Origin of the sequence: Methylobacterium dankookense, from assembly GCF_902141855.1 — a bacterium.
Classification (GTDB): Bacteria; Pseudomonadota; Alphaproteobacteria; order Rhizobiales; family Beijerinckiaceae; genus Methylobacterium; species Methylobacterium dankookense.
On the sequence record NZ_CABFVH010000012.1, the window covers coordinates 59,627 to 72,346 of the forward strand.

Sequence of the window (12,720 nt, forward strand, 5' to 3'; positions counted from 1 at the left end):
CCAGCGGACAAGGCGGGACAACGCGGGCGCCCAGGCACACCACGCTCCGCGGCGCAGGGGCGGGCTCCCGCCGGGCCGCGCGGTGTGCGTTCGCGCACATGAGGCGGTCAGCGCGCGTCGCCGAGCACCGCCTGGACGAGGGCGAGCACCGCGACCGCCGCCGTGTCCGCCCGCAGGATGCGGGGACCGAGCGAGAGGGCCACCGTGTTCGGGCGCTCCCGGATGCGCGCACGCTCCTCCTCCGAGAACCCGCCCTCGGGCCCGACGAGCACGGCGAGCGGCGGGGGCGCCGCCGGATCCGCCGCGCCGCGGAGCGCCGCGACCGGATCGGAGACGGGCGCGTCCTCGTCGCAGAACACGAGAAGGCGCTCTGGCGAGAGGGCATCGAGGGCGTCCGGCAGGCGCACGGCCTCGGCGAGGTCGGGAATCGCCAGGATCCCGCATTGCTCGGCCGCCTCGATCGCGTTGGCGCGCAGGCGGTCCAGGTTGATCCGCTCCCCTTGCGTGTAGCGGGTGAAGACCGGCCGGATCGTGCCCGCCCCCAGCTCGACCGCCTTCTGCGCCAGATAGTCGAGCCGCGCGCTCTTCAGGGGCGCGAACAGGTAATGCAGGTCGGCCCGCGCGGTCTGCGCCCGGACCCGCTCCGCCACGTCGAGATCCGCGCTCTTGCGGCCGGAGGGGGCGAGGCTCGCCCGCCACTCGCCATCGCGGCCGTTGAACAGCAGCACCGGGTCCTCGGGCTTCCGCCGCAGGACGTTGAGGAGGTAGTTCGCCTGCGCCCGGTCGAGGGGCAGGCGCGCGCCCGCGCGCAGGTCCGCCTCCACGAAGAGGCGGGGCGCGGTGAAATCGTAGGCCGGCATGGCGGTCTGGTCGCGCGCGGGGGCCGCCCTGTCAACGCACCGATCGAGATGTTGCCGAAAGGTTACGCGGCCGGAATTTGAAGGCCTTGCCAACAGCAGCACGCGTGCGGGGGCGCGTGTGGGGCTCGCCGCTCGATTGACGCCACATTCCTATGGCGAAGCAAAGCCCAGACAACGCAACCGAGACAACACGGCCGGCAGCCGCCGGAGGATCCGGCCGGGGCCCCGCGTCCCGCGGATCCGGCACGAGAAACGGCCCCGGCGGGCGGATCAGGAGACGAGGCGCATGGCATTCCGGACCTTCGCACTGGCGGCTGCGGCGCTCGCCGGCTGCACCCTGCTCAACGCTGCGGCCTTCGCCCAGTCGGCGGAGTGCGGCGCCATCCAGAAGACGCTGGAAGAGCGCAAGACTCTCGTCCAGCGGGCGAACACGGCCTCGAGCGCGAAGAAGAAGATGACGCCCGGCGAGGCCTGCGCCCTGTTCGGCAAGATGCAGGCGAACGGCCTGGCGGGCATCAAGTGGATCGAGGCCAACAAGGAATGGTGCCAGATCCCCGATTCCTTCACGGACGGCTTCAAGGCCGACCACCAGAAGGTCGTCGGCATCAAGACCAAGATCTGCGGCATGGCCGCCCAGGCCGCCAAGATGGAGGCCCAGGCCAAGGCCCAGGCGGCGAATGGCGGCGGCGGCGGCCTCCTCGGCGGCCCCGGCCTGACCGGCGCCTTCAAGCTGCCGCAGGGCGCGCTCTGAGCCGGATCCGGGATCGGACGTGCCTGCCGCGAGAGCATTTTCCACGGAGGTGGTTGCCGGTTCCGTGGGAGAAAATGCGGCACAATCCATCAGAGAGAGCATGTTCCGTGATCCAAGGATCGTGGAACGTGCTCTAGCGGCGTGAGCGAGGCGGGCGACGGTCGCGTCGCCGATGCGGTGGCGGGCCATTGGGTCGACCGGCTCGCCCCGCGGGGCGCCCGCCCCTATCTGCGGCTCGCCCGGATCGACCGGCCGATCGGCTGGTGGCTGCTGGTCCTGCCCTGCTGGTGGTCCGCGGCGCTCGCGGCGACCCATGCCGGCCGGCCCTGGCCGGACCCCTGGCACCTGCTGCTCTTCCTCGTCGGCGCCGTGGCCATGCGGGGCGCGGGCTCGACCTACAACGACATCGCCGACCGCGACCTCGACGCGCAGGTCGAGCGCACGCGCTCGCGGCCCCTGCCCTCGGGCCAGGTGCGGCCGCGCGCCGCCGCGCTGTTCCTGGTCGCCCAGGCGCTCGTCGGCCTCGCGGTGCTGGTGCAGTTCAATGCGGGCGCGATCCTGATCGGCCTGTGCTCGCTGCTGCCGGTGGCGGTCTACCCGTTCATGAAGCGGGTGATGTCGATGCCGCAGGCCGTGCTCGGCCTCGCCTTCGCCTGGGGCGCGCTGATGGGCTGGGCGGCGGTGTTCGGCCGGCTCGATGCGGCGCCCCTGCTGCTCTACGCGGGCAGCGTCGCCTGGGTGATCGGCTACGACACGATCTACGCGGTGCAGGACATCGAGGACGACGAGATCGCCGGGATCCGCTCCTCGGCCCGCCTGTTCGGGGATCACCTGAAGACGATGGTCGCCCTGTGCTACGGGCTTGCCGCGCTCCTCGTGGCGCTGGCGGTGCACGCCGCGGGCGGCGGGGCACTGGCCTGGGCGGGTGCCCTCGCCTTCGCCGGGCATCTCGCCTGGCAGGTCGGGCATCTGCGCCCGCGCGACGGCCTGGGCGCGCTCACGCTGTTCCGCTCGAATCGCGGGGCGGGGCTGATCCTGTTCGCAGGCCTCGCCGCCGACACGCTGGCCCGCGGCTGGATGCCGTAGGCCCCGCCTCGAAGAGGCTCAGTTCCGGGCGATGATCTCCTTCTCGCCGCGGTGGATCAGCGGGCGCACCGGCAACCGGCCGGTCTTGCGGCGCACGAGGAAGCGCGGGCGGCGGTCGCAGAGCGAGCCGTGGCGGCGGCGCATGCGGGTGCGTCCGAGGGCGAGCCGGCCGACCTGCTGCGAGACCGGGCTCAGGGCGCCGTCCTCGCGGACGATCATCCGCACGAGGCCGGCCTTGGCGGCGGCGTCGCGCCACACGGCCACGACCTCGTCCTCGCCGAACGGCCCGAGCTCGGAGAAGGTCGCGCCCTCCGCATCGGTGAGGAGGAGGACGAAGCGGTCCTCGCCGCATTCCTCGCTCTCCTCCGTGGCGAAGGCGAGGGCGATGCCGGCGGGCTTGGGGCCCTGCCCGCCGCCGAAGATCGGCAGGCGGCTCACGGTCAGCTCCGGGAGGGGACCGACGACGCCGTCCTGGCAGAGATGTTCGTGCCGGCTCCGGTCGATCATGCGCTCAGTGTTCATCTGCCTGATGCCCTGTTGCAAGTGGCGACCTCTGTCGGGCCGTCCGTTATGCAGGGGAGATTGCCCTCAGATCTCCTCCGGGCGGCTTAAGAGCCAGAGTTAAGCGAGTCTGGACTGGCGCTTGATGCGCGGAATGCTCAACGCTTCCTTGCCCCGATCCGGCGGATGCGCGGCATCGGTGCCGCGGCCGCGTGTGGCATCGCGATCCTTGTGACCCTTCGCAGCGCACCTTAGAACGGGTGCAGCGCCGGATTCCCGTCCCGTTCCAGGCCCCGCGCCGGGCGACCGGTCGACCCGGCCTTCCGTGTCAGGTCGCCGCCGATGCCCTCGAACACGATACGGACCGCGATGACCGAACCGCTCCCCGCCGACGCCGTATCCGACCTGATGCCGGCGCTGCGCGACGTGATCCGCGAGGCGGCCGACCTGGCCCTGCCCTATTTCCGCGAGGGCGGCCACACCACGGCCCGGGTCTGGTCGAAGGCCGGCGGCTCGCCGGTGACCGAGGCCGACGTCACCGTCGACACCTTCCTGAAGATCCGCCTGAGCGAGCTGGTGCCGCAGGCCGCGTGGCTCTCCGAGGAGACGCAGGACGACCCCGCCCGGATCGGGCAGGACCTCGTCTGGATCGTCGACCCGATCGACGGGACGCGGGCCTTCCTCTCGGGCCATCCCGACTGGTCGATCGCCGTGGCGCTGCTGTCGCGGGGCGAGCCGCTGCTCGGCGTCGTCAACGCGCCGGCGCTTCAGGTCTCCTACGAGGCGGTGCGGGGGCAAGGCGCCACGCGCAACGGCGCGGCGATCGCAGTCTCGGCGCGGGAGGGCCTGAACGGCGCGCGCGTGACCGGGCCGAAGCCGATGTTCGACCGGCTGCAGCGCGGCGTCGACCGCGGCGGCGCGCCGGCCGATTTCCACCTGATCGAGCGGATTCCCTCGCTGGCGCTGCGCCTCGTGCGCGTGGCCGAGGGCGCGATCGATGTCGGGCTCGTCACCGCCAATGCCCGGGACTGGGATCTCGCGGGGGCCGACCTGATCCTGCGCGAGGCCGGCGGCTTCGTCTGCGACCTCGCCGGCCGCATGCCGGCCTACAACCAGCCGGATCCGGTGCACGGGGAGCTCGTCGCGGTGACGGGCCCCTTGCGCGATCCGGCGCTGGCGGCCTGGGCCGGCGGCGCCTGAGGGCGCCGCGAGCCGCGGATTCCCGATTTTTCGGAAAGAAGACCGACCGTCAGGCCGCCTCGCGCAAGGTGAGCGCGGCGGGGGCGAGGCCGAGGCGCTCGGCCAGATGCCAGCGCAGCTCGCGCTGCGAGTGGTAGTCGTAGGAACGGTCGATGAGATGGCTGAGATCAGCCTTGCGATGACCGGGCTGGGCCGCCTCGTTGAGGCTGCGCACCCGGAAGGTCGGCGCGTCGGTGACGGGCGACCGCGCGCCGCGACGGCGCGTGAACTCGAACAACATGTCTTTTCTTGATTCTCTTTCGTGTGGCGCAGGTGATACCCGGGCCGTCATGCGGCCGGACCCTGCGACGTCAGCGTTTTGTATCTGATGTGCCGTCCGGCGCGACCGGTCCCGGAGGACGGCAGCGTCGGATGGTTTTCGTGGCGTGGCGCCGGCCTTGGCTCAGGCCGTGGGTCGGGCCCCGCCAGGGGGCCCGCCTCAGTGGCCGGAGGCTCAGGCAGCCTGGAGGTTGCCGGCCGCGTCCTTGCCGCTGCGCTTGTCGGGCACGATCTCGTAAGAGATCTTCTGGCCCTCGACGAGATTCCGCATCCCGGCGCGCTCGACGGCGGAGATGTGGACGAACACGTCCTTGCCGCCATCGTCCGGCTGGATGAAGCCGAAGCCCTTGGTCTCGTTGAACCACTTCACGGTGCCAGTATTCACGTATAGTACCTCGTGTCGTCCATGAGACGATCGTTCGCTCGCCCGGGAGCGCGCGGTTCGACGTCCTCAGAAAGTCTTGCAGAGCTGGCGGGGCACGAGACGCTCAACCTTCAGAAGCGTCGGTCTCGGTGCTTGGCCCCCCGGAGCCTTATCTAGGCGTTCCTTGCGGCTGCAACAAGGCGAAGGCCCGATCCAATTTCCCGGCGCGGCTGCGGCCTTTCGGCCGCCCGGGGGCGCCCGGCCCTGTGAATCGGCGCTGGCGCGGTGCATATTGGGGCACGCGTTCAGGCAGTTAGACGATCTCTCAGGCGGTCCATGGCAGGCATCTCGGTTTCGTTGGAAGGGGCCAACATCCAGCTCTCCTTCCAGAAGGACGATCAGGCGACGGCGGTGGTGATGGATGCCCGGGCAGCCCGCGCGCTGGTGCGCGCCGTGGGCCAGCTTCTCACCGCCATCGACGAGACCGAGGAACCCGACCTGCCCGAGGACCTGAGCGAGGAGGAGGTCGCCATGCTCGACGTCACCTCCTCGGCAATCGAGGTCGGCACCGACGAGCAGGGCCAGGCCGTCGTCGCGCTGCAGGCCGGCGCCCTGCCGCCCTTCCAGCTGCGCCTGACGGACGAAGAGGCCCGCCACGTCGCGACGAGCCTCTCCGAGATCCTGAACGCCCCGCGCGACGTGCGCGCCTCGCACGGCGGCCACTGACGGCGAATGCCCCTTCCCCGCCGAGGGGAAAGGGCCGGTTGGCTACATCCGCGGGCCGGGATCGGTCGGCTGGCCCGGGAACACGTCGGGCTCGGAGCCGGGCCCGCCGGGCTCGTCGATGCCGGGATCGTTGACCGGATAGGGCGTGCGCGGCCCGGTCGGCCCGATATCGGGCAGCTCGTCGGGCTGGGGCGGGGGCGGCAGGTCGCCGGGCGTGGGATCGGGCGTCGGAAGGCCGGGATTGGCCATGCGCGCATCTCCGTGGCTGTCGGGGGATGCCGAATCAACGGATCGGCGCTCCGAGGGGTTCCAGGGTCCGCCCCTCTGCAGGGCAGGCCTGCCGGGAACAGGCGGAACGGGCCGTGTCCCGCCTCGTTGCACCGGACACGACCGACAGGAGACGCCAGAATGCCCGACATCAGACAGGCCAAGGTCCTCATCCTCGCCACCGACGGCTTCGAGGAGACGGAGCTGACCGTGCCGCAGGCGAAGCTCAAGGAAGCCGGCGCCACGGTGCATGTGGTCGCCCCGAAATCGCGCGAGGCGAAGCCGTCGATCCGCGGCTGGGACAAGACCGATTGGGGCAAGAACGTCGCGGTCGACCACGATCTGGAGGAGATCGATCCTTCGGCCTACGACGTGCTCGTCCTGCCGGGCGGCCAGATCAACCCGGATAAGCTGCGCCTCGAGGCGAAGGCGCTGGAGGTGATCAAGGGCTTCCTCACCTCCGGCAAGGTGGTGGCCGCGATCTGCCACGCGCCCTGGCTGCTGATCGAGGCGGGCGCGGTGAAGGACCGCGACGTGACCTCGTTCAGCTCGATCCGGACGGACATGGTCAATGCGGGCGGCCGCTGGCACGACAAGGCGGTGGTGACCGACCACGGCATCATCACCAGCCGCAACCCCGGCGACCTCGACGCCTTCTGCGCCAAGATCATCGAGGAGGTCCGGGAGGGCCGCCACGAGCCGCGCCAGCTCGCGGCCTGACATCTCCGCACCGGAAACGAGAAAGGCCCGCACGCCGTGGCGTGCGGGCCTTTTCCCTATCGAGATACCGGTTCGCCGCGCGCGCGGCGGACCGCGGAGGTTCCGGGGACTGGAACCTCCGCAGACCTTAGTTGGCTTCCTCGTCGCCCGGCTCGAAGGATTCGGGCACGGTCGATTCAGCGCTCGCCACCGGGGTCGGGGCGCTGATCGTCGAGGGCACGTTCACGCCGTCGCGCTTGTAGATGTCGTCGCGGAACTGGACGAGGCCGTCCGGGGTCGACCAGGCCGTGATGTAGGTCCAGTAGACCGGAACCGGCTGGGTGAGCGTCGCGTCGACGCGCTTGCCGCTCTCGATCGCCTGCTCGACCTGCTCGCGGCCCCAGCCGGGCGTGTCCTTCAGGAGCCAGGTGATGTACTCGCGCACGTTCTGCACGCGCACGCAGCCCGACGAGATGAAGCGGAAGTCGTCGCCGAACACGCCCTTGGTGTTCGTGTCGTGCATGAACACCCCGTACGGGTTCGGGATGTTGATGCGCACGATGCCCATCGAGTTGAAGTCGGCGCCCGAATCCTGGCGATAGGTGTAGCGGGTGCCCTCGTCCGAGAACCAGTTCACCGACTTCGGGGAGATCTCGCCGCCACCGGAGAGGATGCGGATCTTGTTGTCGGTGAGGTAGTTCGGATCCTTCTGCATCTTCGGGATGAGGTCCTTCTTCACGATCGAAGCCGGGACCGTCCAGGTCGGGTTGAAATTGATCTGCGTCGCCTTGGTGTTCATGATCGGCGACTGGCGGTCGATCTTGCCGACGCCCGCGGCGTGCAGGGTCACGACCTGGCCGTTCTCCACGGTCTGCACCAGGGCGGCCGGAATGTTGGTGATGACGAAGCGGCGGCCGAGATCGCCCGAATAGGAGCGCAGGCGGATCGCGTTGATTTCGAGCTGGCGCAGGCGGATGTCGGCCGGCACGTTCATGGCCTGCTGCGTGGCGAGGCTCATCGCGCCGGTCTGGCTGAGGCCGTGGCGGGCCTGGAAGCGCTTCACGCCGGCCGCGACGTAGGAGTCGAACACGCCGGAGGTGCCGGCCGCCGGATCGAGATCGCCCGTCACGATCAGGCGCTGGCGGACGGAGGCCACCGCCGGGCCCTTGGCGCCGACGCGCAGGCGGTCGGCGCCGCTGACCGGGCGCCAGCCGCCGCGGGACACGATCTCCTTGTAGCGCTCCACCATCTGCTCGGTGGCGGCCACCGTCTGCGGCGACAGGATCGGCGTCAGCGAGCGCTGCACCTGCATGGCGGCGGGCGAGGCGTAGTCCTGCGCCCACTCCGCCTGGGCGAAGCCGCCCGAATCGCGAGCGAGGGCGCCGGTGGCGGCGGCAGCGGTGGCGAGGAGCGCGAGGCTCGCGGAGACCCGCAAATTGGCCAGTTTCAGCATGGCTTTAAGTGGCTCTGGTCTGTTCTGGAGGCGATAACCGGATCGGCGGCCCGGATCGGCCGCAGGTCCTCGTGACCGCCAAGGTGTCGAGGTGCCGTTAAGAACCCATGTGGACCGGGCCAGAATGTGGCACGGAGGTGCGCGGGCGCACGCCGCGCGGCGGTGATGCCGGGCGGCGACAGAAATCCAAGCGGGGCCGTGGCAGATATGGCGCGCCCGCCTCCGTTGGGATAACGGCATTCCATGGCACAGCGCCGGAGAGACGCACGCGAGAACTGGAGAGGCGCACGCGCGGTGATCGCGGTGCTCGCCCTCTACGCGCTCGTCTTGCAGGGCTTCCTCGGCGGCCTGATGCCCCTGGCCGGATCCGGCGGCGTCCACTGCGCGCCCATCGAGGCGGCCGGGCAGGCCCCGGACAAGGCTTCCCACGACCACGCCGCCTGCTGCGTGGCGGCGCAGGCCGTCGCCACGGCCCTGCCGGGCCGGGAGCCCGCCGCCATGCTGGCGCGGCCCCGCCCGGCCGCAGCCTCCGTCGCCTGGGCGGCGGCCGCCGATTTCAACCCGCGGGCGCCGCCCCGCGCCCTGCCCCATCCGCGAGGTCCTCCCGTCGCCTGAGCCGGTCGCCCTTCCTCGATCCCTCGGACAACGGACCTCCTCGATGACCACCCTGTTCCGCGCCGGCCTCAGCGCCGCGCTCCTGCTTTCCGGCCTCGCCAGCGCCCACGCCCACGCCGTCCTCGAGCGCAAGGAAGCCGCGCCCGGATCGAGCTATCGCGGCGTCGTGCAGATCATGCACGGCTGCGACGGGAAGCCGACCACCCGCGTCAGCGTCACGATCCCCGAGGGGATGATCGGCGCGAAGCCCATGCCGAAGCCGGGCTGGGTGGTCTCCACCGCCCGCGGCGCCTACGACCGGCCCTACCAATCCTTCCACGGCACCGTGTCGGAGGGGGTGAAGACCATCACCTGGAGCGGCGGCGAGTTGTCCGACGACGAGGTGGACGAGTTCACCTTCTTCGTGCGCGTCACCGACGCCTTCGCGCCCGGCGCCACCGCCTATTTCCCCGTCGAGCAGGATTGCGCCCAGGGCGGCCATCGCTGGAGCGAGATCCCCGGCGAGGGCCGGAGCGCGCGCGACCTGAAATCACCGGCCCCGTCCGTGCGCATCGTGGCTGCCGCCCAGAAGGCCGCGGCCGCGCCCGCCCCCGTGAAGGCGGGCGACCTCACCATCGAGACGCCGTGGCTGCGCGCGACGCCGGCCGGCGCCAAGGTGGCGGGCGGCTATGTCCGCATCACCAACACCGGCACCAGCCCCGACACGCTGACGGCCGCCGCGATCCCGCTCGCGGGCCGCGGCGACATCCACAGCATGTCGACCGAGAACGGCGTGATGAAGATGGCCCCCCTCCCCGAGGGCCTGACCATCAAGCCCGGCGAGACGGTCGAGCTGAAGCCCGGCGGGTTCCATCTGATGTTCGAGGGTCTGACGGGCGCCCCGAAGGCTGGCGAGAGCGTGCAGGGCTCGCTCACCTTCGCCCGCGCCGGCACGGTCCCGGTGACCTTCGCGGTCGCCCCGATCGGTGCGGCGGGCCCCGGTGCCCCCGCGGGGGCCGCGGGCGGCGGCCACCACAACCACTGACGCCGCGCCGTCCGGGCCGCCCCGCCGGGGCGGTGTCCGGACGGGCGCGCCGACCCGTTCGCCGCGCGGCTCTGCGCTGCGCGCTCCTCGTCCCTCTGTCGACGCGTGCCCGCCCATGAGCCGTGGCCCGTCCGGAGTCCGTCCCATGCCGTTCCCGCCCCGCGGCGCCCCGCCGGCACTCGCCGCCCTCCTGGCCTCCCTCGCCCTGCCCGCCCCCGCTTTCGCGCAGCAGGGCGCCGCCGCCGAGGTCCAGCTCTCCGAACTCTCCGTCTCGGGGAGCGCCGGCGCGCCGCCGCGCGGCTCGGCCACGGTGCCGAGCGTCGCCGAGCAGCGCACCGCTTTGAATGCGACGGTGGGCTCGGTCGCCTTCGTCGATGCGGCGAGCTTCCAGAACCGCTACGCCAACACCCTGCGCGACGTCCTCAAGGACACGCCGGGCGTCTTCGTGCAGAGCCGCTACGGGCAGGAGCTGCGCCTCTCGGTCCGCGGCTCCGGCATCAGCCGCGGCTTCCACCTGCGCGGCCTCGAGCTCCTGCAGGACGGCATCCCGGTGAACCTCGCCGACGGCAGCGGCGACTTCTACCAGATCGATCCGCTCTCCTTACGCTCGGTCGAGGTCTACAAGGGCGGCAACGCGCTCACCTTCGGCGCCACCACCCTGGGCGGCGCGGTCAACTTCGTGACGCCCACCGCCTACACGGCGCTCGCGCCCAACATCCTGCGCATCGACGGCGGCGCCTTCAACACGATCCGCGAGAACTTCCAGGTCTCGCGGATCTCCGGGCCGGTCGACGTGCTGCTCAACGGCACGATCACCAACTCGGACAGCTACCGGGCCCACGAGACCCAGCGCACGCAGAACTTCAACGCCAATCTCGGCTACAAAATCGCGCCGGGCGTCGAGACGCGCTTCTACGCGGGCGTCTTCCTCACCGACCAGAAGCTGCCCGGCACGCTGAGCCTGACCGACGTCTTCGGCAACCCGACCCGGGCGAACCCGACCGCGATCACCCAGAACCAGTCCCGGCAGGTCGAGGCCGAGCGCATCGCCAACCGCACCTCTTTCGTGCTGGATGTCGGCAAGCTCGACATCGACAGCTGGGCGATCCACAAATCGCTCTACCACCCGATCTTCCAGGTGATCGACCAGGACGGCTGGACCTACGGCATCAGCCCGCACTGGGCCGGCACCTTCGACATCGGGGGCTTCCGCAACGACACGATCCTGGGCCTGCGCGCCTTCGCCGGGCAGAACGCGGCGCGGCAATTCGTGAACATCGCCGGTAACCGCGGCGCGCAGACGCTGAACGCGCTCCAGAGTGCTGCGAATTTCGAGGCCTATGGCGAGAACCGCTTCTGGTTCCTGCCCGAGGTCGCGCTGATGACCGGCGTGAAGCTGTTCTCCTCGAACCGCACCTACAGCAACAAGGGCGGCCTCGCCGCGAGCCCGAACGTGCAGTTCGCCAACACGACCTACGAGGGCGTGAACCCGAAGATCGGCCTGCTCTGGCAGCCGCTCCCTGAGATCCAGGTCTTCGGCGACATCACCCGCTCGCGCGATGTGCCGGACTTCTCCGATCTCGTGCAGACGAACACGCTCCGCACCACCTTCGTGCCGCTGCAAGCCCAGCGCGCCTGGACCTACGAGGCGGGCGCGCGCGGGCGCGTCGACCGCCTGAGCTTCGACGTGACCCTCTACCGGGCCGAGATCCGCGACGAGTTGATCAACTTCAACACGGCGTCGGGCGCGGCGATCAATCTGCCGGCCGCGACCTTCAACGCGCCGCGCACCCTGCATCAGGGCGTGGAGGCGGCGATCGGCCTCGACATCGCCCGCGACCTCTCCGGCATCGGCGACACCCTGAGCGTCACCCAGATCTGGACGCACAACGACTTCCGCTTCGTGCGCGACCCCGTCTACGGGTCGAACCGGATCGCCGGCATCCCGCAGGACGTGCTGCGGACCGTGGTGAGCTACACCCATCCGAGCGGCTTCTACATCAGCCCCTCGGTGGACTGGGTGCCGCAAGGCGCCTTCGCCGACCACGCCAACACCCTGAAGGTGCCGGGCTACGCGCTCTTCAACCTGCAGACGGGGATCGATTTCGCCAACGGCGTCTCGCTCTTCGTGGATGCCCGCAACCTGACGGATGCGCGCTACGTCTCCGACATCTCGGTGCTCGCCAACGCGGCGGCCTCGGCGACGGCGCCGGTGGCGTTCTATCCCGGCGTCGGGCGGGCGGTGTTCGGCGGGGTGCGCGCCTCGTTCTGAGCCGCGTTCTCAGCGGCCCTCGGCGTCGACGACGACCGAGACGGCCTTCTCCGGCGCGAGGGCGCCGGAGAGGTGCAGGATGCCCGGCAGATCGGCCCCCTGCGCGCCGAAGCGCGACCATGCGGCCCGGCAGCGGCTGTGGTCGGGATCGGCCCGGAAGTAGCGCTGCTGCTCCTCCAGCAGGGTGTCGAACACGGCCGCGCGCACGCCATGCGCGTCGCCGACATAGAGGCCGTAGACCCGATCCCAGTACGCCTCGTTGAGCTCCCACTCGCAGGTCGCCGCCGCCTTCATCAGCGCGAGCTTGCGCAGGCTCTGGCGCTCGACATGGGGCATGGAGAGGAAGCCGTAGCGCGCCTTGATGGCGCGGCCCCCGGCCGCATAGCCGTCATCGCTGGTCAAGGCCCAGCCGAGATAGGCGGCGCCGGCCGCGAGCAGGAGCCCTGCGAGGCCGATCGCTCTCAGGACGGTCATGCGCTTCCTCCGCAATTGCCGCCCATCCCACGGCAGGACCTTGGCCGCATGATGGACGGGAGCGCGGTGATTGTCCCGTGCTCAGGGATCACACAAGCGGCCGGCCGCGC

Annotated in this window: 15 protein-coding genes; 8 read left to right on the plus strand and 7 right to left on the minus strand. The window is 71.0% G+C overall.

Annotated features, from left to right (window positions below):
- Positions 1-107: 107 nt before the first annotated feature.
- The gene (locus MTDSW087_RS11785; RefSeq protein ID WP_144764024.1) at positions 108-860 is read right to left on the minus strand and encodes a 16S rRNA (uracil(1498)-N(3))-methyltransferase; all 753 of its coding nucleotides are present in this window, start codon (positions 858-860) and stop codon (positions 108-110) included.
- Between the two features lie 286 nt (positions 861-1,146).
- On the opposite strand from MTDSW087_RS11785, the gene MTDSW087_RS11790 reads away from it, so the two are divergent.
- Both MTDSW087_RS11790 and ubiA read left to right on the plus strand, forming a co-directional pair.
- Positions 1,147-1,611 (plus strand): hypothetical protein, encoded by a 465-nt coding sequence (locus MTDSW087_RS11790; protein ID WP_144764026.1) that lies wholly within the window; start codon positions 1,147-1,149, stop codon positions 1,609-1,611.
- 141 nt (positions 1,612-1,752) lie between these two features.
- A complete protein-coding gene (gene ubiA, locus MTDSW087_RS11795; protein ID WP_144764028.1) occupies positions 1,753-2,697 on the plus strand; it encodes a 4-hydroxybenzoate octaprenyltransferase in 945 nt (314 codons plus the stop codon).
- 18 nt (positions 2,698-2,715) lie between these two features.
- Here ubiA and MTDSW087_RS11800 read toward each other — a convergent pair whose 3' ends face one another.
- Complete coding sequence (locus MTDSW087_RS11800) at positions 2,716-3,219, minus strand: DUF6101 family protein (protein ID WP_238179184.1); 504 nt, start codon at positions 3,217-3,219, stop codon at positions 2,716-2,718.
- A gap of 348 nt (positions 3,220-3,567) precedes the next feature.
- Between MTDSW087_RS11800 and MTDSW087_RS11805 the strand changes: the two genes are divergently transcribed.
- Positions 3,568-4,398, plus strand: a complete 831-nt coding sequence (locus tag MTDSW087_RS11805) for an inositol monophosphatase family protein (RefSeq protein WP_144764031.1) — start codon at positions 3,568-3,570, stop codon at positions 4,396-4,398.
- Positions 4,399-4,447: 49 nt separating this feature from the next.
- Here the strand turns inward: MTDSW087_RS11805 and MTDSW087_RS11810 are convergent, their stop codons facing one another.
- Both MTDSW087_RS11810 and MTDSW087_RS11815 read right to left on the minus strand, forming a co-directional pair.
- Positions 4,448-4,678, minus strand: a complete 231-nt coding sequence (locus tag MTDSW087_RS11810; RefSeq protein ID WP_144764033.1) for an AsnC family transcriptional regulator — start codon at positions 4,676-4,678, stop codon at positions 4,448-4,450.
- Positions 4,679-4,891: 213 nt separating this feature from the next.
- Entirely contained in the window at positions 4,892-5,101 is a 210-nt protein-coding gene (locus MTDSW087_RS11815; RefSeq protein WP_144764035.1) for a cold-shock protein, read from the minus strand.
- A 315-nt stretch (positions 5,102-5,416) separates the two neighbouring features.
- On the opposite strand from MTDSW087_RS11815, the gene MTDSW087_RS11820 reads away from it, so the two are divergent.
- Positions 5,417-5,806 (plus strand): hypothetical protein, encoded by a 390-nt coding sequence (locus MTDSW087_RS11820; RefSeq protein ID WP_144764037.1) that lies wholly within the window; start codon positions 5,417-5,419, stop codon positions 5,804-5,806.
- A gap of 42 nt (positions 5,807-5,848) precedes the next feature.
- Here MTDSW087_RS11820 and MTDSW087_RS11825 read toward each other — a convergent pair whose 3' ends face one another.
- Positions 5,849-6,055, minus strand: coding sequence for a hypothetical protein (locus MTDSW087_RS11825; RefSeq protein ID WP_144764039.1), 207 nt, complete (start codon positions 6,053-6,055; stop codon positions 5,849-5,851).
- A 159-nt stretch (positions 6,056-6,214) separates the two neighbouring features.
- Here MTDSW087_RS11825 and MTDSW087_RS11830 point away from each other — a divergent pair, with 159 nt between their 5' ends.
- Positions 6,215-6,793 carry a type 1 glutamine amidotransferase domain-containing protein gene (locus MTDSW087_RS11830; protein ID WP_144764041.1) on the plus strand — a complete coding sequence of 193 codons (579 nt, stop codon included), beginning with the start codon at positions 6,215-6,217 and terminating at the stop codon, positions 6,791-6,793.
- A 127-nt stretch (positions 6,794-6,920) separates the two neighbouring features.
- Here the strand turns inward: MTDSW087_RS11830 and MTDSW087_RS11835 are convergent, their stop codons facing one another.
- Positions 6,921-8,225 (minus strand): L,D-transpeptidase family protein, encoded by a 1,305-nt coding sequence (locus tag MTDSW087_RS11835; RefSeq protein WP_144764043.1) that lies wholly within the window; start codon positions 8,223-8,225, stop codon positions 6,921-6,923.
- A 243-nt stretch (positions 8,226-8,468) separates the two neighbouring features.
- Between MTDSW087_RS11835 and MTDSW087_RS11840 the strand changes: the two genes are divergently transcribed.
- From MTDSW087_RS11840 to MTDSW087_RS11850, 3 genes are all read left to right on the plus strand, one after another.
- Entirely contained in the window at positions 8,469-8,840 is a 372-nt protein-coding gene (locus MTDSW087_RS11840; RefSeq protein WP_144764045.1) for a hypothetical protein, read from the plus strand.
- A gap of 43 nt (positions 8,841-8,883) precedes the next feature.
- Positions 8,884-9,864, plus strand: coding sequence for a DUF1775 domain-containing protein (locus MTDSW087_RS11845; RefSeq protein WP_144764047.1), 981 nt, complete (start codon positions 8,884-8,886; stop codon positions 9,862-9,864).
- A 145-nt stretch (positions 9,865-10,009) separates the two neighbouring features.
- Positions 10,010-12,136: a TonB-dependent receptor family protein gene (locus MTDSW087_RS11850; protein ID WP_144764049.1), complete on the plus strand. Its 2,127-nt coding sequence runs from the start codon at positions 10,010-10,012 to the stop codon at positions 12,134-12,136.
- A 9-nt stretch (positions 12,137-12,145) separates the two neighbouring features.
- On the opposite strand, the gene MTDSW087_RS11855 is transcribed toward MTDSW087_RS11850, so the two are convergent.
- Positions 12,146-12,610 carry a hypothetical protein gene (locus MTDSW087_RS11855; protein ID WP_186383817.1) on the minus strand — a complete coding sequence of 155 codons (465 nt, stop codon included), beginning with the start codon at positions 12,608-12,610 and terminating at the stop codon, positions 12,146-12,148.
- Between the last annotated feature and the right edge of the window lie 110 nt (positions 12,611-12,720).